Origin of the sequence: Clostridium puniceum, assembly GCF_002006345.1 — a bacterium.
GTDB classification, from domain to species: domain Bacteria; phylum Bacillota; class Clostridia; order Clostridiales; family Clostridiaceae; genus Clostridium; species Clostridium puniceum.
In genome coordinates this window covers 1-18,993 of sequence record NZ_LZZM01000167.1, presented here as the reverse complement: position 1 = coordinate 18,993, position 18,993 = coordinate 1, and the positions used below count along the sequence as shown (strand labels likewise).

18 protein-coding genes, 1 riboswitch and 1 other annotated feature are annotated in these 18,993 nt (G+C 27.6%); of the genes, 12 read left to right on the top strand and 6 right to left on the bottom strand.

Going from position 1 to position 18,993, the window contains the following annotated elements:
- The first annotated feature begins 137 nt into the window (after positions 1-137).
- The 3 genes from CLPUN_RS13080 to CLPUN_RS13070 all read left to right on the top strand — a co-directional run bounded on the left by CLPUN_RS13080 (position 138) and on the right by CLPUN_RS13070 (position 1,464).
- The gene (locus CLPUN_RS13080) at positions 138-680 is read left to right on the top strand and encodes a rubrerythrin family protein (protein WP_077847712.1); all 543 of its coding nucleotides are present in this window, start codon (positions 138-140) and stop codon (positions 678-680) included.
- 11 nt (positions 681-691) lie between these two features.
- The gene (locus tag CLPUN_RS13075; RefSeq protein WP_077847711.1) at positions 692-1,024 is read left to right on the top strand and encodes a hypothetical protein; all 333 of its coding nucleotides are present in this window, start codon (positions 692-694) and stop codon (positions 1,022-1,024) included.
- 92 nt (positions 1,025-1,116) lie between these two features.
- Entirely contained in the window at positions 1,117-1,464 is a 348-nt protein-coding gene (locus CLPUN_RS13070; protein ID WP_077847710.1) for a hypothetical protein, read from the top strand.
- A 93-nt stretch (positions 1,465-1,557) separates the two neighbouring features.
- Here the strand turns inward: CLPUN_RS13070 and pssA are convergent, their stop codons facing one another.
- Positions 1,558-2,079 carry a CDP-diacylglycerol--serine O-phosphatidyltransferase gene (pssA, locus tag CLPUN_RS13065; RefSeq protein ID WP_077847709.1) on the bottom strand — a complete coding sequence of 174 codons (522 nt, stop codon included), beginning with the start codon at positions 2,077-2,079 and terminating at the stop codon, positions 1,558-1,560.
- Between the two features lie 303 nt (positions 2,080-2,382).
- Between pssA and CLPUN_RS13060 the strand changes: the two genes are divergently transcribed.
- Positions 2,383-3,261 (top strand): YegS/Rv2252/BmrU family lipid kinase, encoded by an 879-nt coding sequence (locus CLPUN_RS13060; RefSeq protein ID WP_077847708.1) that lies wholly within the window; start codon positions 2,383-2,385, stop codon positions 3,259-3,261.
- Positions 3,262-3,312: 51 nt separating this feature from the next.
- On the top strand, positions 3,313-3,966 hold the full coding sequence (locus tag CLPUN_RS13055; protein WP_077847707.1) for a hypothetical protein: 654 nt from the start codon (positions 3,313-3,315) through the stop codon (positions 3,964-3,966).
- Between the two features lie 202 nt (positions 3,967-4,168).
- Here CLPUN_RS13055 and CLPUN_RS13050 read toward each other — a convergent pair whose 3' ends face one another.
- On the bottom strand, positions 4,169-4,765 hold the full coding sequence (locus tag CLPUN_RS13050; RefSeq protein WP_077847706.1) for a trimeric intracellular cation channel family protein: 597 nt from the start codon (positions 4,763-4,765) through the stop codon (positions 4,169-4,171).
- Between the two features lie 201 nt (positions 4,766-4,966).
- Positions 4,967-5,051: riboswitch (glycine riboswitch) on the bottom strand.
- A 296-nt stretch (positions 5,052-5,347) separates the two neighbouring features.
- Complete coding sequence (locus CLPUN_RS13045; protein ID WP_077847705.1) at positions 5,348-7,378, bottom strand: YgiQ family radical SAM protein; 2,031 nt, start codon at positions 7,376-7,378, stop codon at positions 5,348-5,350.
- A 630-nt stretch (positions 7,379-8,008) separates the two neighbouring features.
- Here CLPUN_RS13045 and CLPUN_RS13040 point away from each other — a divergent pair.
- From CLPUN_RS13040 to CLPUN_RS13015, 6 genes are all read left to right on the top strand, one after another.
- Positions 8,009-9,259, top strand: coding sequence for a magnesium transporter MgtE N-terminal domain-containing protein (locus CLPUN_RS13040; protein ID WP_198944332.1), 1,251 nt, complete (start codon positions 8,009-8,011; stop codon positions 9,257-9,259).
- Between the two features lie 108 nt (positions 9,260-9,367).
- Positions 9,368-9,606: a binding site (T-box leader), on the top strand.
- A 105-nt stretch (positions 9,607-9,711) separates the two neighbouring features.
- A complete protein-coding gene (cysK, locus tag CLPUN_RS13035; RefSeq protein WP_077847704.1) occupies positions 9,712-10,623 on the top strand; it encodes a cysteine synthase A in 912 nt (303 codons plus the stop codon).
- A 134-nt stretch (positions 10,624-10,757) separates the two neighbouring features.
- Positions 10,758-11,348 (top strand): serine O-acetyltransferase EpsC, encoded by a 591-nt coding sequence (gene epsC, locus CLPUN_RS13030; RefSeq protein WP_077847703.1) that lies wholly within the window; start codon positions 10,758-10,760, stop codon positions 11,346-11,348.
- A 450-nt stretch (positions 11,349-11,798) separates the two neighbouring features.
- Positions 11,799-12,503: a lysophospholipid acyltransferase family protein gene (locus CLPUN_RS13025; RefSeq protein WP_077847702.1), complete on the top strand. Its 705-nt coding sequence runs from the start codon at positions 11,799-11,801 to the stop codon at positions 12,501-12,503.
- Positions 12,504-12,519: 16 nt separating this feature from the next.
- Entirely contained in the window at positions 12,520-13,149 is a 630-nt protein-coding gene (gene nth, locus CLPUN_RS13020) for an endonuclease III (protein WP_077847701.1), read from the top strand.
- A gap of 263 nt (positions 13,150-13,412) precedes the next feature.
- The gene (locus CLPUN_RS13015; protein ID WP_077847700.1) at positions 13,413-14,318 is read left to right on the top strand and encodes a D-alanine--D-alanine ligase; all 906 of its coding nucleotides are present in this window, start codon (positions 13,413-13,415) and stop codon (positions 14,316-14,318) included.
- A gap of 178 nt (positions 14,319-14,496) precedes the next feature.
- Here the strand turns inward: CLPUN_RS13015 and CLPUN_RS13010 are convergent, their stop codons facing one another.
- Both CLPUN_RS13010 and CLPUN_RS13005 read right to left on the bottom strand, forming a co-directional pair.
- Positions 14,497-14,910, bottom strand: coding sequence for a Fur family transcriptional regulator (locus CLPUN_RS13010; RefSeq protein ID WP_077847699.1), 414 nt, complete (start codon positions 14,908-14,910; stop codon positions 14,497-14,499).
- Between the two features lie 217 nt (positions 14,911-15,127).
- Complete coding sequence (locus CLPUN_RS13005; protein WP_077847698.1) at positions 15,128-15,679, bottom strand: manganese efflux pump MntP; 552 nt, start codon at positions 15,677-15,679, stop codon at positions 15,128-15,130.
- Between the two features lie 221 nt (positions 15,680-15,900).
- Here CLPUN_RS13005 and CLPUN_RS13000 point away from each other — a divergent pair, with 221 nt between their 5' ends.
- Positions 15,901-17,115 (top strand): 6-phosphofructokinase, encoded by a 1,215-nt coding sequence (locus CLPUN_RS13000; protein ID WP_077847697.1) that lies wholly within the window; start codon positions 15,901-15,903, stop codon positions 17,113-17,115.
- A 166-nt stretch (positions 17,116-17,281) separates the two neighbouring features.
- On the opposite strand, the gene CLPUN_RS12995 is transcribed toward CLPUN_RS13000, so the two are convergent.
- A complete protein-coding gene (locus CLPUN_RS12995) occupies positions 17,282-18,589 on the bottom strand; it encodes an aminotransferase class V-fold PLP-dependent enzyme (protein ID WP_077847696.1) in 1,308 nt (435 codons plus the stop codon).
- Between the last annotated feature and the right edge of the window lie 404 nt (positions 18,590-18,993).

Here is an 18,993-nt window from a genome sequence, read left to right as displayed (position 1 = left end):
TCCCAATTTAGAAAATATAATTAATATTCTAATTAGTAATATTAATCATATTATAATTATGAATTTGTTAAAAGTAACCAAAATACTCTAAATGAATAATCTATTTATGTGAGAAATTAATATTGGGGGAGAATATGATGAACTTAAAGGGCAGTAAAACCGAAAAAAATTTATTTAAAACATTTGCAGGAGAATCAAGAGCAAGAAATAAATACTCTTTTTATGCAGATAAAGCTAGAGAAGATGGCTTTATGTATGTTGGAGATGTATTTGATGAAACAGCAGGAAATGAAAAAGCTCATGCTAGAGAAGTATATAGAAGATTTTTAGATAGAATTAGCAATACGAAAAATAATTTAATAGAATCAGCACTTGGAGAGTCTGAAGAGAGCAAAGTTATATATAAGGAATTTGAAAAAATAGCAAGAGATGAGGGCTTTGATGAAATTGCAGATTTCTATAAAGAGCTTCAAGAGGTTGAAGATCATCATAAGGAAAGATTTTTGAAATTAGCTAAAAGGCTTAAGGAAGAAAAATTGTTTAAGTATGATAAAAACGAGGAATGGTTATGCTTAAATTGTGGATACATTTATGAAGGAAAAGAAGCTCCAATGAGATGCCCACTATGTAAATATGCAAGATCGTATTTTAAAAAGCTTGATAATGGACATTGCAAATAGGGGGCAAATATATGATTTATGAATATCCAAAGGAATTTATTGTTCCTGTTGTTTATGTTGAAAATTTGCTACAAAAAAGAAATGAATCCATGCGAGGTTGGAATATATTTAGTATGGAAGAGAGCTTAGAAGATAATGAAATAAATTTTGGAAATATGGGATTCATTGGTGAAAGCGAAAACGCAAATTTTCCATATACGTATCAAAATTTATTGAAGAACCAATATGAAGAACCTACTTATAATTATGATATGATTCAAGAAATTTCAGATAATGATTATATAAAAAATATATTAAATAACATAGATGAAGATTATGCTATTAGTGAAACTTTAAGTATTTAAATTTGGTGGTATAAAATAAATCATAAAAATCCAAATTAATTTAGAACTATTGCGTAGAAATTCTCAATTAATTATTTTATAAGGAATTAATTATGAAATTTGATGATTTAGCTAGAAAGCAATATGATGATATAGCTAATTTAAGTATATTGCTAAAAAATTATGTAGATTCTTATAGATTACTAATTGGAGGTGCATCAGAACTATATAATGTTAATATAGCAAAGAAAAGTGAGGTGAAAAAGGCCTTGGAGAGAGTTGATCAAGTAGGGGATTTAATAGATAGGTTAATCAATACATTAGATAAATGTGAAGGCGCATATTTAAAGTATTGTAAGATTAAAAATGATTATATTATAGTAAGTACAGAAAAGGATAAGATATTCACAGAAATAGATAATGAGTTAAACCTTCAAAATTCTGAAATACGAGAATTATAGAAGTGGAATTTTTGGTGAAGAATTATAAATTATATATATAAAAAACTCCGTCTTCATAATTATTAAGACAGAGTTTTTTATAATTTATACATTTTAAAATTTTTTCAACTTAATCGTGCTTACCATTAAGTATGAACCAGCAATCATTAAAGCAGCAACAATATAAATTGATATTTTTCCGCTTAAATTAAGTAATGAAAAAAGGGCCATAAAACAACCAACGATTGTTATTGGTATACCAGTGAAAGAACCATCAAAGTCTGCAGTATTAAAACGAGCTAATCTATACGCACCACAAATTGGAAAGATTAATAGTATAGCAAACCCTAATAATCCATATGGGCCAAAAGATTTTAAATTAAATAATATATATACTAATATAGATGGCGCTACGCCAAAAGAAACCAAATCAGCTAAGGAATCTAATTCCTTTCCTAAATCACTAGAAACATTTAAAAAACGAGCTATTCTTCCATCATATCTGTCTACTAATCCTGCTAGTAAAATAAATGCTCCTGCATATGCAAATTTTTCATTCATTACTGATAATATTGACATAATTCCACAAGATAAATTAATAAAGGTAAATACATTAGGAATACAGCTTTTCCTCATAAAATCACTCCTAAAATTATAAAAAATACTTACAAGGAATTATTATAACATATAAATCAAAATAATATAAGAGATAATTTAAGTTTAAGATTTTATTAAGATTATCATATCGACATTAAATAGTGAAAATGATATAATCAATTTTGTTTAATGGTCAGTATGTGTAACATTTTATTAGGTTCAATTTTATAGATAGAATACTAAATGTTGCATTTTAACATAATATTTTTATAAAAACTTTTTAATTGATTTTATGTATCATTAAAATAAAATAATATAAAATTTTGGGAGGCAGGTTAATTTATGAAAAAAGTAAGATTCATATACAACCCATACTCAGGTGAAAATAGTATTATAAATGAATTAGATAATGTTATAAAATTGCATCAAGAAGCAAATTTAACAGTTGTACCATATAGAATTCAAAGAGGCAGAGACTTAGCAGAAGCTTTAGATATAATTGATGAAACATATAGTTATATATTAATAGCTGGTGGAGATGGAACTGTAGACTCATTAGTGAATGCTATGAAACAAAGAAATGTAAATTTGCCAATAGGAATATTGCCAGTTGGGACTGCAAATGATTTTGGAAAGTTTATTAATATGCCATCAGATATAGAAGAAGCTTGTAAACAAATTTTAGATTCCAAACCAGTAGCAGTTGATTTAGGAAAAATTAATGATAAATACTTTATAAATGTGGCTAGTACAGGACTTTTTACTGATATATCTCAAAAAACAGATGTAAATTTAAAAAATACAATGGGCAAATTAGCTTACTATTTAAAAGGACTTGAAGAATTACCTAATTTTAGAAAATTGAAAGTGAAGATATCATCAAAAGAATGTGATTACGAAGGAGAAATGTATTTACTTTTAGTTTTTAATGGTCAGACAGCTGGAAATCTTAATTTAGCTATAGAAGCAGAGATTACAGATGGTAAGTTAGATGTAGTGATGTTTAAAGCTATACCAATAATAGAATTATTACCATTGTTTATAAAACTTCTAAAAGGAGAACATTTAGATTCTGATAAGGTTGTTTATTTTAAAACTGATAATGTATATATTGAATCTTCAGAAGATATTGTTACAGATATTGATGGAGAAAGAGGTCCAGATTTTCCTTTAAGAATCAAATGTATTAAGGGTGGAATTAAACTTTTAGGTATAAAATAAAATAAATTATAATAAATATAAGTAACAGTAATGTTTGTGGGAGTGTAATTTGTGAATTTTGCATACTATTTATTTTTGTTACTTATAATTTTTTTATCTATCTTTATTATGAAAAAAAATTTAGAAGTTTCACCACGAAAAATAAAGATTTATTTAACAATAGTAATTACATTATTTTTATTAAGACATATAGCATTATTTCTTTTATGTATATTAGAAAATAGCACTATAATATATTATTTAAAATCAATAATCTTTTTAAATCATTTATCAATTCCGCTTATAGTACTTGTTATAACTTATGTTTTCTTAAGGGCAGAAAGATTGAAATTTATCTGGAGTTATATTATTGCAATATTTATATGTACTATTTATATAGTTATAATGTACACTTCAAAAGTAACAGTACAAGTAAGTTACTTATATGGATTTATATTAGAAATAGATAAGCAAACAGTGTTATTTTTATTTTCATTGATATTACTAGCAGTTTTACTTATCATAAATGTAATTTTATTAGATAAGCCTTTTGTAAATAAAGCTGGAATATGGTTTATAATTATAGCAATTTTAATAGTAATTATAGAAGATATTATTATTTTAGGTGGAATTAAAATTTTTCCTTATTCAGTAATAGGGGATACAATATTTCTTATGATTATGAATTTAGTATTAAAAGGATTTAATGGAGGATTAAAAAAATAATTCAATAAAATTATAATACTATTAGTGCTGAAATATTTGAGTAATAATGTTTAGATAATTAAAAAATAGTTAAAAAATTAGAACTGTCAGAATGGCAGTTCTTTTCAATTTCATAATGTTTGAGTTATACATATCTTAAGCTAATTAGAAATAAATTTATATTTGATTATGATATTAATATATAATTTACATAGAATTAATTTTAATTAATAACTGGAAGATTAATTTTCTTCATATAACAAATCATTCTAACAGAAAAGATAATGATTAATGATAAATGCTGTGCAATATGAGGTCCTAGAGCAGGATATAAAAACCATAGTGTGAGTGAACCAATAATACCTGCAACGCAATAAATATCAGTTTTGAAAATTTCAGGCTTTCTATTAGTAATTATATCTCTAAGCATTCCACCACCAACACCTGTTATACTTGCAGCAAATAAAAATAACATTAAATTATATCCATTTTCAATAGCCTTAAGACCGGAGGATACAAAAAAGGCAGAGAGACCAATAGCATCCATTACTACAAATAGAGTATTATATTTTAATTTACCACGAAGAATAATAGGAATTGTTGCTCCTAAAATAATAAAAGGAATGGTTTTGTAGTTAGAAAAGAATAATGGAATTCCAACATTAGTAACAATGTCACGAAGAACTCCTCCTCCCATAGCTGTAACAGTAGCTAAAATATATATACCGAATAAATCAAATTTTTCATCAATTGCAACAAAAGCACCAGAAGCTGCAAATGCAAAGATGCCTAGATATTCTAATAAGGCAATGTCATACATGGATAAAATACTCCTTTCAATTTAGATCATTGTGCATAAAAAAGAGACGAATTGCGTAAACAATTCGCCTCTGTTATGTTACCTGAAAGATTCTCTTTAATAAGGCATATTAAAAAACAATTAGTAAGTATGCTTGTCTAAAATGTTTATCTGCCTAAGCGAAAGATTGCTTCTTGGGTGTCATAAGACTTTCCAGAGTTCCGTCAGAATTCGGTCCTTTTGCCTGAGAGTTTGTTGCGGTTTCACCTTCGGCGCTGCTATTTGCAGTCTCTCCCAAATTCGTCATACGATCACTATAAATTTCTAAATTGATTATAAAGTAGTTTTAATTGGATGTCAATAAATCTATAATTCTTTTATTTGCTCAATTAAAACAAAAACATATAACAACAATATAGTATATGAAATAAGTTAAAGAAAGTTTCTCTGATTTATTTTTTTATGCTATATAGTTTGATGATTTTCCAGAGTAAAGTTAATGGGCAAGCTCAATCAAGAACAATTATAGCAACTAATGTTAGAAGAATGCTTTACATTAATAAAGTGGCTGCCTTATATTAAATTGTAAGGTAGCCACTTCGATTAATGTATCCTTTTTTTACTAGTATTATTTTTGCGAGAAGAATTTTTTATGATTTTTATATTTTTATTTAAATTATTTTTTGAACTATTTGATGAATGGGAATTTAAAACATTTTTAGAATTACTATTTTTGTTAGTAGCAAATTTTTTATTTGAAGTTATATTATCATTTTTATTTATATTGTCACTAGTTGGTTTATTTCTATTTTTGCCTTGATAACCAAGCTTTCCAGGGGTTAATCCTATTAAACAATCTTTTCCATTACCGATTAAGTCTTCTCTGTGAGCTTTAATTAAAGCTTTCTTAACTTTTTGATGATTTTTTGGCACGGCAAATTGTATTAATGATCTTTGCATATCTTTTTCTTCAGATGTTCTTGGAACATACACTTCTTCTCCTGTAATTGGATTAACACCTGTGTAATATATTGTAGTTGATAAACTACCTGGTGTAGGATAAAAATCTTGTACTTGTTCTGGTGTATATCCCATTTGTTTTATATATTCAGCTAGCTCAATTGCTGCATTTAAATCTGAACCAGGGTGAGAAGACATTAAATAAGGAACTAAAAATTGTTTTTTATTTATTTTCTCATTTATTTGAAAATACTTACTAACAAATTTATCATAGATTTCCTTTGTTGGCTTACCCATTTGATTTAGTACTCTTGGAACAATATGTTCTGGAGCAACTTTTAATTGACCGCTTATATGATGTTCACACAATTCTTTAAAGAAAGAATCATTTTTATCATGAATAAGATAATCATATCTAATTCCTGAGCGAATAAATACTTTTTTTATTCCAGGCAAATTTCTAACTTTCTTCAAAAGTGAAAGATATTCAGTATGATCAATTGTTAAATTTTTGCATGGAGCTGGGAACATACATTGCTTATTTTTACAAGTACCATGTTCTATTTGCTTTTGGCAAGCTCTATGTCTAAAATTTGCAGTAGGACCTCCGATATCATGTATGTATCCTTTAAAGTTAGGTAAAGTTGTTAATAATTTTGCTTCTTCAACAATTGAATCTTGGCCTCTATTTTGAATAACTCTTCCTTGATGGAATGTTAAAGCACAGAAGGAACATGAACCAAAACATCCTCTATGGCTGGTTATTGAAAATTCAACTTCTTGTATTGCAGGTATTCCACCTTTTGCTTCATACATTGGATGATATGTCCTTGTATAAGGTAAATCATAAGTCATATCCATTTCAGCTTGAGTTAAATCTTCTTGAGGTGGATTTTGAACTAAATATCGATCACCATATTTTTGAATTATAGTTCTACCATTTATAGAATCTTGTTCATAATATTCAGATTTATAAGCAGTGCCATAAGCTTTTTTATCAGTATATACTTCTTCAAAAGAAGGAACTTTAACCACATTTTTTATATTAGATATATCTTTAGTTAAATAACAAGTGCCACGAACTGTAGTAATATTTTTTATACTTGCGCCATATCTCAATAATTCAGCGATTTGAATTACAGTTTTTTCTCCCATACCATACATTAATAAATCTGCTTTTGAATCTACAAGGATGCTACGTCTAACTTTATTATCCCAATAATCATAATGGGCAAAACGTCTAAGACTTGCTTCTATTCCACCAATTGCAATAGAAGTATCCTTATAAGCTTCTCGTATTCTATTACAGTAAACTATAATAGCTCTATCTGGTCTATGGCCAGCTTCACCACCAGGAGAATATAAATCTTCACGTCTTGTCTTTTTAGCAGTAGTATAGTGATTAACCATAGAGTCTATATTTCCTGAATTAACTAAAAATCCATACTTAGGTTTACCAAGTCTTTTGAAGTCCTCGCAATCATTCCATCTTGGCTGAGCTATAATTCCAACAGTAAAACCCTGCGCTTCAAGGGTTCTACCTATAATAGCAGTTCCGAAAGAAGGATGATCTACATAAGCATCGCCAGAAACAATAATAAAATCTAGTTGTTCAATTTTTCTTTTTTTTAAATCCTCTTTACTAATAGGTAAAAATTCCTTGCAAAGTTTCATATATTATTAACTCCAATTCTTTATTTTTTCAAAGTTTATTCTTAAAGTATATTAACATAACAATAATTAGTTTACAAACAATATACACATATAAAAAATAAGCACCTATAAAAAAGGGCGAAGCACAATCAAGAATTTATACACATAAAAAAAGTGTAAAGAACAATAATGAACTTATTAATCACAACAAAAAACTTTTATAAATATAAAAATCCTAAATAGTTATTCATTATATAACTCAAAATGGAGGAGATAATTATAAAGTAATAAAAATTTATTGCCTTTTTACGGCTATGTAATATAATAAATAGAGGTAGTAATAATTGAAGGAATATTAAATGATTTCATATTAGACTATCCATTGCCAAAAACTTAAGTATTTTAATAAATATTAGATGATAAAAAAATAAAATGTTAACTTTTAACTGAACCAAGGGTGGTGTAAAAGATGGAGGATGGACCTCAGAATATAAACTTTAATATAGCAAAAACTAAATATATTCAGAAGAAAAGTCCTTTATCTAAAATAAGGCTCAAAAGTTTTAAATAAATATATTATTTATCATTTATTTTAGAAATATGAGTTCCATTTAAAGACTTTCTTTCTGTGCAAAGTAGGAGGACACAACTATGATGGGATTATCTATATTTCTATATACAAACATTATAGATAAAAAAGTTTATGATGAATTTGGAGATGTTTTAGGTTATTTGAGAGATGTTTATGTGACTACAGAAGGTGGATATCCGAGGGTAATTGGATATAAACTTAAAAGAGATGGAGTTACATTTCATTACGAATTTAGGTATATAGAGTTTACTAATAAAGATGGCAAGTTTAAGATAAAAACACGAGGAAGCAAAGAAATACTTCCAATGAGATATAGTTATTTACTTTCTGAAAATCTATTAGATAAAAAGATAGTTGATATAAATGGAAAACAAGTAGTTAGGGTTAATGATTTGAGAATTGCAAGAATTGCAGGTGAGTATAGGGTTATTGGAGTTGAAACAGGACCAATGGCTAGATATAGAAGGCTTAAAATAGCAGGAATTATGAAATTTTTCTATAAAATTATGAGGAAGGACTTGGAAGAGAAAGTTTTAAGATGGGACGATGTTGAATCATTAGAAATGGTAGATAATAATTTGAAATTAGCTGTTCCATATAAAAAGTTATCCACTTTGCATCCAGCTGACCTTGCAGATATATTAGAAAATTTGGATGCAACTTATAGAAAACAAGTTTTAGAATCTTTAGATGAAGATTTAGCAGCTGATACTTTAGAAGAAATAGATTCCGAATATAAAGGTGCTATAATTAAAGATCTATCTGATAGCAAAACTGTTGAAGTATTAGAAAACATGCCTAATGACGAAATTGCGGATTTATTAGATGATTTAGATGAAGATGAAAGAGAAAAAATATTAATAAATTTAGAAAAAGAAGACGCTGACGAGGTTAAGGAACTTTTGCAGTATGAAGATGAAACTGTTGGTAGTATAATGAGTAAAGAATTTATATCTGTAAATTTAGATATTACAGTTGGAGAAACTATTGATATGTTAAGGGAAATGAAACCAGATGAAGAGGTCATTAATTATGTATATATAACAAATGAAGAAGATCAGATAAAAGGTGTAGTTACTTTAAGAGAATTGATAATAAATGGACCTAATATAAAGATAAAAGAAATAATGGACGAAATAGTATCCCGTGTAAAGCATGATGATGAAATAAATGAAGCTATAGAAGTTGCAGCGAAATATGATTTGAATTCTGTACCAGTAGTAGATGAAGAAGGAAAGCTAGTTGGAATAGTAATTATTCATGATTTGATTGATGAATTTTTATATCCTCTTTGGAAAAAGAAGAATTAGTTAAAATGAGAGAAAGTGAACACTTTTTATGGAATTTTCTTAAAAAGTGTTGACTTTTTTTTTTAATAGAATATAATGTTAATATAAACCTTATCAAAACACTAGGAATTAAAAACCGTGAAAAAGGAAAGTATCATAAAGGAAGTTTACAGAGAGAAAAGATTGCTGAGAACTTTTCATCAAGAATTTATGTGAAGTGCCCTTTGGAGTTGAAGTCTGAATACTAGTAGGATTTTTCGGGTTCACCCGTTATAGCGATAGGACATTTTTTAGTGTCTAAATGAGTGGGATTAATATTTAATTAATTCAATTAGAGTGGGAACGCGAAATTTTACTTCGTCTCTATATTTTTATAGAAGATGAGGTTTTTTTTGTTATATAAAAGAGTATAGCAATAATACTAATCTAAAAATATTAAATATATTGTATAAATTTTTGAGGAGGAGAATACTATGATTTATAATGGAGGATTATCACTAATTGGAAATACACCAATTTTGAAGGTGAATAATTTAATTAAGGATGAAAATATTGCAGATATATATGTTAAACTTGAAAAATTTAATTTAGGAGGAAGTGTTAAGGATAGAGCCGCACTTGGTATGATCGAAAAAGCTGAAAGAGAAGGTGTATTAAAACCAGGAATAACAATAGTGGAACCAACAAGTGGAAATACAGGAATAGGGCTTGCACTTGTTGGAAAATTAAAAGGATATAAAGTTATTATAGTAATGCCAGAGACAATGAGTAAAGAAAGAAGAGATTTAATTAAGGCTTATGGGGCAGAACTTATATTAACTGAAGGTTCTAAAGGAATGAAGGGTGCTATAGAGAAAGCAATAGAAATAGGAAGTCAAGAAGGATTCTTTATTCCACAACAATTTGAAAATATAGCTAATCCAGAAAAACATTATGAAACAACAGCAGAAGAAATATATAAAGATATTCCAGATCTAGATGCATTTGTGGCAGGTGTTGGAAGTGGTGGAACTGTGATAGGTCTATCTAAAAACTTAAAGAATAAAAATTCTAATATCAAAGCAATTGCAGTAGAACCTGCAAATTCCCCTGTTTTAAGTGGTGGAAATCCAGGGGGACATAAAATTCAAGGAATTGGAGCTGGATTTGTTCCTGGAATTTTTGAAAAAGAATATGTAGATGAAATAATAAAGGTAAAAGATGAAGATGCTTTCAAAACAGCAAAAGCATTTGCAGCAGACGAAGGAATATTAATTGGAATATCTTCAGGTGCAGCAGTATATGCTGCAATACAAATAGCAAAAAAACTTGGGAAAGGTAAAAAAGTATTAGCAATTGCTCCAGATGGAGGAGAAAAATATATATCAATGGGAATATACGATTAAAATAGTGTTTTTATTAACTTGGTTTTGTTGATATAGAGAGCAAAATTTATAGCTTTGCATCAGTAAAATAATCAACAAACATATTTGAAATTTAATTACTACTGAAAACTATTGAAAAGGAGAATGAATAAGCTGTGTTTAAAAGATTAAATTATGATTTAGAAAGAGTTTTAAATGAAGATCCAGCAGCTAAAAGTAAAATAGAAGTATTATTATTATATCCATCTATCCATGCATTAATATCATATAGAATAGCACACTTTCTCTATTTGAATAAAAGATTTTTTTTAGCAAGATTAATGTCTCAATTAGCAAGATTTTTTACTGGTATAGAAATTCATCCAGGAGCTAAAATAGGAAAAGGATTATTTATAGACCATGGAATGGGCGTAGTGATTGGAGAAACTGCTGAAGTTGGAGATAATGTTACTTTATATCATGGAGTAACATTAGGTGGAACAGGGAAAGATACAGGAAAAAGGCATCCAACGATTGAAGATGGTGTATTAATAGGAACAGGAGCTAAGGTGCTTGGACCGATTACTGTAGGAAAAGGAGCTAAAATAGGAGCTAATGCAGTAGTTGTAAAAAATGTGCCGGCTAAAGCAACAGCCGTAGGAAGTCCAGCTAAAAATATTGTAAGGGCTACAAAAGCAGCAACTATAATTGAAATAAGTGATATAAAGGGGCGCAAGAAGAAAATATATAATGATATGGTTATTTAGTGATATATAGATGTTGGAATAGTTTAGTTAGATATAAGTAATGGTCATTTGTATTAAGTATAGGTTCAGTAGGATTTGCTTATAGACATTTTGAGATTAAAAATGTTTTAATAAAAATTTATTATAGTATATTTTAAGTAATAATTTGTAAGATGCTTGATAAGTAGAATAAAAAAGAGTATGGAAGTTTGGACTATTATGTTTGATTTTCATACTTTTTTATTTGAAAAATAATATAAATGGGTAAGAATGAGAATTTTGTCTAACATATATAGTATTTTTAAGAATTGCATACATATATGAAAAAATATATAATGTATATTGACGTTATGAGCAAAATACACTTAAATGGTGTTCTAATATATAAATTAAGAAAGTAATATCTATATATATAAAAAAGTGTAATGTATAATAATATAGATAGTTTTTTATAGGAAAGGTTGGGATGAAATGCTATCACCAATTGCAATAGCAATAATAAAAAGATTACCAGAAGGATTAGTTATAAATGTATCTCAAAAAATAGTTGCCAATTATATGAAAAAGTATGCAAACATAAAAGTTAATGGTATCGAAAAAATAGATAGTGTTAAGAAGCCAAGAGTATTTGTATGTAACCATCTAAGTAATTCTGATGGGTTGGTTTTATCGAAAATATTAAAAGAAAAAAGTGATCCTTATTTTATAGCAGGAGTAAAATTATCAGATGATCCAATAACACAATTAGGAACTAAAATAGTAAAAAATATACCGATAAAGCCTAGCTCGGCAGACAAAGAAGCAATTACTAATGTTGTAAAGGCTCTTAAAGGTGGAAATGATGTTTTAATATTCCCAGAGGGAACTAGAAGCAGAACTGGTGGACTAATAGAAGGAAAAAAAGGAATACTACTATTTGCGAGAATGGCAAAAGCAGAAATAATTCCAATTGGAATGGCTGGAACTGATAAATTATTACCTATAAGTAAAGATGGTGATATGGGAGCAGAAAAATGGCAACATGCAGAGGTAATTATAAATATAGGTAAAAAAATTGAATTCCCTAAAAAAGAAAAAGATGAAGATAAGCATAAATATGAAGATAAGTGTATGGAGATACTAATGAGAAGTATATCAAATCTTTTACCAGAAGAGTATAGGGGAATTTATAAATAAGGAGAATGAAAAAGAGATGAAGGCAAGGACAAAAAAGATTGTAGATATTTTAAAAAACGCATATCCTGATGCAAAGTGTGAATTAGATTATGAAACACCTCTTCAATTACTTATAGCTACAATATTGTCAGCTCAAACAACAGATAAAAAGGTAAATGAAGTTACAAAAGATTTATTTAAGGAATATCCCGATTTAGATGCTTTTTTAACTTTAACAAATGAAGATCTTGAAGAAAGAATAAAACAAATAGGTTTGTATAGAAATAAATCTAAAAATTTAGTACTTATGTTTAGGCAGGTTAAGGAAAAGTTTAATGGAGAAGTTCCGAGGACTATGGAAGAGATAATGTCTCTTGCAGGAGCTGGGAGAAAAACAGCTAATGTCGTTTTATCTAATGCCTTTAATGTGCCAGCTATAGCAGTAGATACCCATGTATTTAGGGTATCTAATAGATTAGGTCTTGCAAAATCAGAAAATGTTCTAGAAGTAGAAATGCAGCTGCAGGAAGAAATACCTAAAAAAGAATGGACACTTATGCATCACCTTTTAATATTTCATGGGAGAAGATGCTGTACCGCTAGAAATCCTAAATGTACAGAATGTCCATTAAATCATTTATGTAAGTGTGAAAATAAGACTAAATAATATATAAATTATAATTAATTTGCTATATAAAAAAGTTCAAAGTAACTAAAAGTATATGTAATTTGATTACAAGAATATATTATAGTAAAAAATATATAAATAAGAAGCGTAATTAAATGAGCCACGGTTAAGATTATTTAAAGACTTAGTGGTTCTTTTAATGTTTTCATTTATTTATTAAAATAAATATAGGCTTAAATAATTAAATTATTATAGAAATATTTATCGCCTAATAAAAATCAAAAAATATTTGGAGGTAATTCATGAAAATTGGAGTTATAATGGGTGGTATATCATCAGAAAGAGAGATATCATTAAAAAGTGGTAAGTCTATAATTGATAATATAGATAAGGAAAAATATGAAGTTGTACCAATAGTGATAGATAAAAGAGAAGATATAATAACTAAAACTAAGGGAATTGATTTTGCACTTCTAGCATTACATGGTCAATTTGGTGAAGATGGAACCGTTCAAGCAGTACTTCAAACCTTAGGAATACCATATTCAGGATGCGGTCCTTTAAGTAGTGCTATGTGTATGGATAAAGATGTATCAAAATCTATTTTAGAAGCAGCAGGAATTAGAAATGCTCCTTGGATTAATTTAAGAAAAGATGATGAAATAGATTTTAATGAAATAAATAAATTAGGGTATCCAGTTGTAGTTAAACCAACTCATGGGGGATCAAGTGTAGCTACCTTTATTGTAAAAGAAGAAAAGGATATTGAAGGCTGCGTTGAACAAGGATTTAAGTGGGATAATGAAGTTATGATTGAAAAATTTATAAAAGGTGATGAAATAACATGTCCTGTTTATGGGGATAAAATGCTGCCAGTAATTGCAATAAAACCTAAATCAGAATTTTTTGATTTTGCGTCAAAATATCAAGACGGTGGAGCAGAAGAAATTGTAGTAGAGTTAGAACCAAAGTTACAACAAGAAGTAGAAAAAATGGCATTGGAAACCTATAAGGCGCTAAAATGTGAAGTATACTCTAGAGTTGATATGATAGTTACAGAAGAGGGAATACCTTATATTTTAGAAGTGAATACACTTCCAGGAATGACTAAAAACAGTTTAATTCCTAAAAGTGCAGCAGCTTTAAATATAAGTTTTTCCAAATTAATAGATATGATAATAGAAGATTCAATAAAAATAAGCAGATAAAATAAAATTCAAGGCTTGAAAAAGATGGTTTTATATACAAGATTAATTTAAAAAAATAAAATATATTTAATTCTAAATTAATAACATCTCTACAGTTTTATGAAGAGATGTTATTAATTGGTATGTATATTTAATATAACATAGAAGAAATAGAATATCATAATATTGATTTACAATACTATTGTTTCTTTTTGCAGTCTTTGCATATGCCTTTCATAACTAAGTCATGATCTGTCAAAGTGAAGCCTGTTGAATTTTGAACCATTTCTTGGATTTGGAGCATAGGGCATGGAATTTCAACTTCTTTATGACAAATATCACATTCCAAATGATGTCTATGTGTTTCTCCCTTGAGTTTATATGAAAATACTCCATCATTAAGAGTAATCTTTTCTAAAAGTCCTTTTTCTTCAAATAATTCTAACGTTCTATAAACAGTGCTTAAATTAATATTTATGTCATTACATCTATAAATTTGGTGTATTTTTTCAGCAGATAAACTGTTTTCAGAATCTTTTAATATATTTAAAATTTTTATTCTTCCTTTAGTAATCTTAATATTTTTTTCTTTTAGAATTTCTATTGGTTCCATTTTTATATCCCCTAACAACTAAATATTAAATATATTATACCATATATCCATAAATGATTAAGACATATTGCAGAAAATAATAAATCAGCATGTTTACCTAATAGCCTGTTATAAGGCAAACATACTTAAAATAGACTCATTAAAAAAGAGCAGCTATGCTGCATATGAGAGCATCTAATATCATTGCATCAAGAACTTATTATTTTTGTTTATATGCTTAAAAAAATATCATCTTAAAACCTAAAAATATAAGAGTAATTCCTGCTAAAAAGTTTGAATATTCAGTTACAAACTTTATTTTTTTTATATATCTGCAAAGAATAAACCCTAAAGTACAAATAAATAGTGTTATCAGTCCAATTAAAATTGAATTTACACAAAGCAGTAACTTGTTATAAGCTTCATGAAATGCAGTAAAACCAATTACTAAAGCATCTATACTTACTGATATTCCAAGAACAAGACAGGTGCTATTTTTTATTAAAATTTCATTTTCCTTTTCATAAAAACTATCTATTATAACAAGTATTCCTACAATTACAATAATTATTCCACCAGCAATAGAAGAAATATTTGTAATATAAGTATCAAATAAATATCCCAAAATTCCTCCTATATATGTAAATAAAAATTGAAAAAATGCAAAAGATAATATGAATTTTAATTTATGTTTTCTATTAAGTATTGGATTTAAACCTATACTTAAGGTTACTCCAAAGGCATCCATAGCTAATGCAATTCCTATTATTATAACATCGTATAAATTCATTTTTTTTATCCTCTCCAAATATTAAATTAGGGTATATAAAAATATATTTTTTTAAAATGATTCTTATTCTATAATAATCAAAGTTTTTTTTCATGCAAAAAAATAAAAAAAACCTTTATTAAATACTCTTTTTGGTGTATATTATTAAATAGTGTATTATTAATGGCTTAATAGTATATCACATTTTATATATTTAGTGTAACGAACAAGGAGGAAATTTCATGTCTAATTGTATAATAGCTCAATCAGGTGGTCCAACGTCAGTAATTAATTCAAGTGTAGTAGGACTATTAAATGCGAATGAGGAACTAAAAACGTTTGAAAAAGTATATGGTGGTTTAAATGGGATTGAGGGAATATTAAATAGAAATATAATTGATTTATCATCAGTATCTGATGAAGAAATTAACAACTTTAGGTTTACACCATCTTCAGGACTTGGATCTTGTAGATATAAATTGAAAGATGTGGAATCTTATGACGAAGAATATGAAAAATTAATAAGTATTCTTAGAGAATATGATATAAAAACATTTTTTTATGTTGGTGGAAATGATTCTATGGATACTATTGCAAAGCTTTCTAAGTATGCAAAGATTAATAATATAGATATAACATTTATAGGAATTCCTAAAACTATAGATAATGATTTGAAATTTACTGATCATACTCCTGGTTTTGGAAGTGCAGCAAAATTTATTGGAACAGCCGCACTTGAAACTTATTTAGATGCATCAGTTTATATTAATAATGGGATATTTATTTTAGAAACTATGGGAAGAGATACGGGATGGCTTGCAGCTTCAGCCTGTCTTGCAAAAATAGATAATAAACCAGTGGCAGATTTTATATATCTTCCAGAAGCTGAATTTGATAAAGACAAATTTTTAAAAGATGTTAAGGAAAAGTTTGAAGAACAAAATAAAGTTTTCATAATAGTTTCAGAAGGAATAAGAGATAAGGAGGGAAAGTTTGTTTCCGAATTTGAATGTGTATCACAAGATACTTTCGGACATGCTCAATTAGGTGGTGTTTCGAATTACTTAAGAATGCTGATTCTTGAGCAAGGGTTTACAACTAGAGTAAAAGCATTAGAACTTGGAATTCTTCAACGCTGCGCAATGCATTGTGCATCAGATACTGATCTAACAGAAGCTTATATTGCTGGTAAAATGGCATTGAAATATGCAGCAGAAGGTGAAAATGGAAAAATGGTAAGTATTAATAGAAAATGTAATGAAAATTACGAAGTTGAATATTCTTTAATTGAAGCAGATAAAGTTGCTAACAATGTAAAATATTTTCCATTAGATTGGATTAATCCAGAAGGAAATTTTGTAACAGAAGAAGCGTGTGCTTATTTTGAACCCTTAATAAAAGATATGCCAAATCTAACCTTTGAAGGAAATCTTCCTAAATTCAAAGTATTTAACTAGAATGTTACATTAATAAAAATAGTAAATTTATTTTATTAATTTGTCTAATATGTTTTTCAATAAAAATAACGGGATGTAATGAATATAAATATTTTATTCATCACATCCCATAGAATAATAATTAATTACATTTTTTGTATTTCATTGTTAGACTATGAGTCATAGATTATAATTTTATTTTTCCAATACAGATATCTTCTATAACATTTAAAAAGATATTTACTTCATCAATTGAATTGTATAGAGCAAAGCTTATTCTTACCATTCCTAACATTTTCTTTTCAGGATTTTTAAGAAATTCCTTAGCTTCAGCTTCTGTTGCATTCATAAGTCTTCTACAATAAGGATGAGCGCAAAACCATCCATGCCTTACAGAAATCCCTTTCTTGTTAGCTAAAATCTGGGCTACATCATGATGATACATATTTTCTACATTGAAGGTTGTAATTCCAAGTCTATCACTTATGTCTTTTGTATCACCATAATTTATTATTTTTGGAATACTTTTAAGTCCATTTATAGTATGAGTTAAAAGAATGTGTTCTTGCTTTTCTATATAGTCATATCCAATAGTATTTATAACTGTTAAAGAATTGATTAAGGCCATTATACCCAAGAAATTTTGTGTTCCAGCCTCATTTTTTTCTGGGGGAGGAAGATAGGTGACTTCATTATCGAGCACTAAATCAACAGTTCCACCACCAAAATAATCAGGATCTACGTCTATAAAATCTTCTTTTAATCCTATTATTACGCCAACTCCAAAAGGAGAATAAATCTTGTGTGATGAAAATACCAAAAAATCTATCTGTTCCTCTTCTGATTTTCCACTAATATCAAGTCTTCTATGAGGTACAAGCTGTGCACCATCTATAATTAATTTACAATCATATTTGTGGACTATTTTTGCTATAAGGTGAATATCATTTATATAGCCTGTTACATTAGATGCACCAGTAAGAGATACATATTTTACTTTATTATAATTTGCTTTTAGTTTTTTTTCTAAATCTTCAATATTAAGCCTGCCATTTTCATCCACTTCAATATATTCTACTTTTCCTCTATTTCTCCATGGCAAATCGTTTGAGTGATGCTCCATTCTTGAAGTTAATATTATATCATTTGGTTCTCGCATAAGAGTTTTTGCTAATTTATTTATGCCTTCTGTAGTGTTATTAACATAAATAACCACATATTTTTCCTTATCTTTTATATTAAAAAAATTCATCAAAAAATTTTTCGATTCTTTATATAAATTAGTAGTTATTTCTGCTTTTTGACCAGTACCCCTCCCTATGGATGCATAAGTATTGCTTAATTTTTCAATATATTCAATACTTGATTTAATAGGTGGAGTAGTAGCAGCATTATCGAAGTTTATTGTATTCATCCAATGTCCATCTGAAGTACAAACTTCTTCATCTAATCCAATAAATAAATCTTTGATGTTTTTCTTATCCTTTATCTTCATATGCATCTCCTCCAATATATATATTATTCCTAGAATATATTTAGTGTTCCAGTAAGTAGATAAGTGATAGTCCAAATCTACGATTTGATGTGAATCACTTACTTAGCGAACGAATGTGAGTCGAGTTTCCTTAAGTAGAGAACTCAAATCTACGATTTGATGTGAATCACTTACTCAGCGAACGAATGTGAGTCGAGTTTCCTTATTAATTTTTTGCTTAATAAATATATTCTTTCCAAATTAAACTTGTATTATATATGCTTATATCGAATATTATTCAAAAGTAATAAATAATATATATGTTGAAAAAATAATCTTCTTTAAATTTAGTTATGGCAACTTAATTTTATTGAACAATCAAAATTACAACATATATATTATAATATTGTAATAGATAATATGAA

Excerpts from the sequence above, each read along its gene's own strand:
- CLPUN_RS13080 (WP_077847712.1), top strand. The coding sequence starts at position 138 with ATGAACTTAAAGGGCAGTAAAACCGAAAAAAATTTATTTAAAACATTT.
- CLPUN_RS13075 (WP_077847711.1), top strand. The coding sequence starts at position 692 with ATGATTTATGAATATCCAAAGGAATTTATTGTTCCTGTTGTTTATGTT.
- CLPUN_RS13070 (WP_077847710.1), top strand. The coding sequence starts at position 1,117 with ATGAAATTTGATGATTTAGCTAGAAAGCAATATGATGATATAGCTAAT.
- pssA (WP_077847709.1), bottom strand. The coding sequence starts at position 2,079 with ATGAGGAAAAGCTGTATTCCTAATGTATTTACCTTTATTAATTTATCT.
- CLPUN_RS13060 (WP_077847708.1), top strand. The coding sequence starts at position 2,383 with ATGAAAAAAGTAAGATTCATATACAACCCATACTCAGGTGAAAATAGT.
- CLPUN_RS13050 (WP_077847706.1), bottom strand. The coding sequence starts at position 4,765 with ATGTATGACATTGCCTTATTAGAATATCTAGGCATCTTTGCATTTGCA.
- CLPUN_RS13045 (WP_077847705.1), bottom strand. The coding sequence starts at position 7,378 with ATGAAACTTTGCAAGGAATTTTTACCTATTAGTAAAGAGGATTTAAAA.
- CLPUN_RS13040 (WP_198944332.1), top strand. The coding sequence starts at position 8,009 with ATGATGGGATTATCTATATTTCTATATACAAACATTATAGATAAAAAA.
- cysK (WP_077847704.1), top strand. The coding sequence starts at position 9,712 with ATGATTTATAATGGAGGATTATCACTAATTGGAAATACACCAATTTTG.
- CLPUN_RS13025 (WP_077847702.1), top strand. The coding sequence starts at position 11,799 with ATGCTATCACCAATTGCAATAGCAATAATAAAAAGATTACCAGAAGGA.
- nth (WP_077847701.1), top strand. The coding sequence starts at position 12,520 with ATGAAGGCAAGGACAAAAAAGATTGTAGATATTTTAAAAAACGCATAT.
- CLPUN_RS13015 (WP_077847700.1), top strand. The coding sequence starts at position 13,413 with ATGAAAATTGGAGTTATAATGGGTGGTATATCATCAGAAAGAGAGATA.
- CLPUN_RS13010 (WP_077847699.1), bottom strand. The coding sequence starts at position 14,910 with ATGGAACCAATAGAAATTCTAAAAGAAAAAAATATTAAGATTACTAAA.
- CLPUN_RS13005 (WP_077847698.1), bottom strand. The coding sequence starts at position 15,679 with ATGAATTTATACGATGTTATAATAATAGGAATTGCATTAGCTATGGAT.
- CLPUN_RS13000 (WP_077847697.1), top strand. The coding sequence starts at position 15,901 with ATGTCTAATTGTATAATAGCTCAATCAGGTGGTCCAACGTCAGTAATT.
- CLPUN_RS12995 (WP_077847696.1), bottom strand. The coding sequence starts at position 18,589 with ATGAAGATAAAGGATAAGAAAAACATCAAAGATTTATTTATTGGATTA.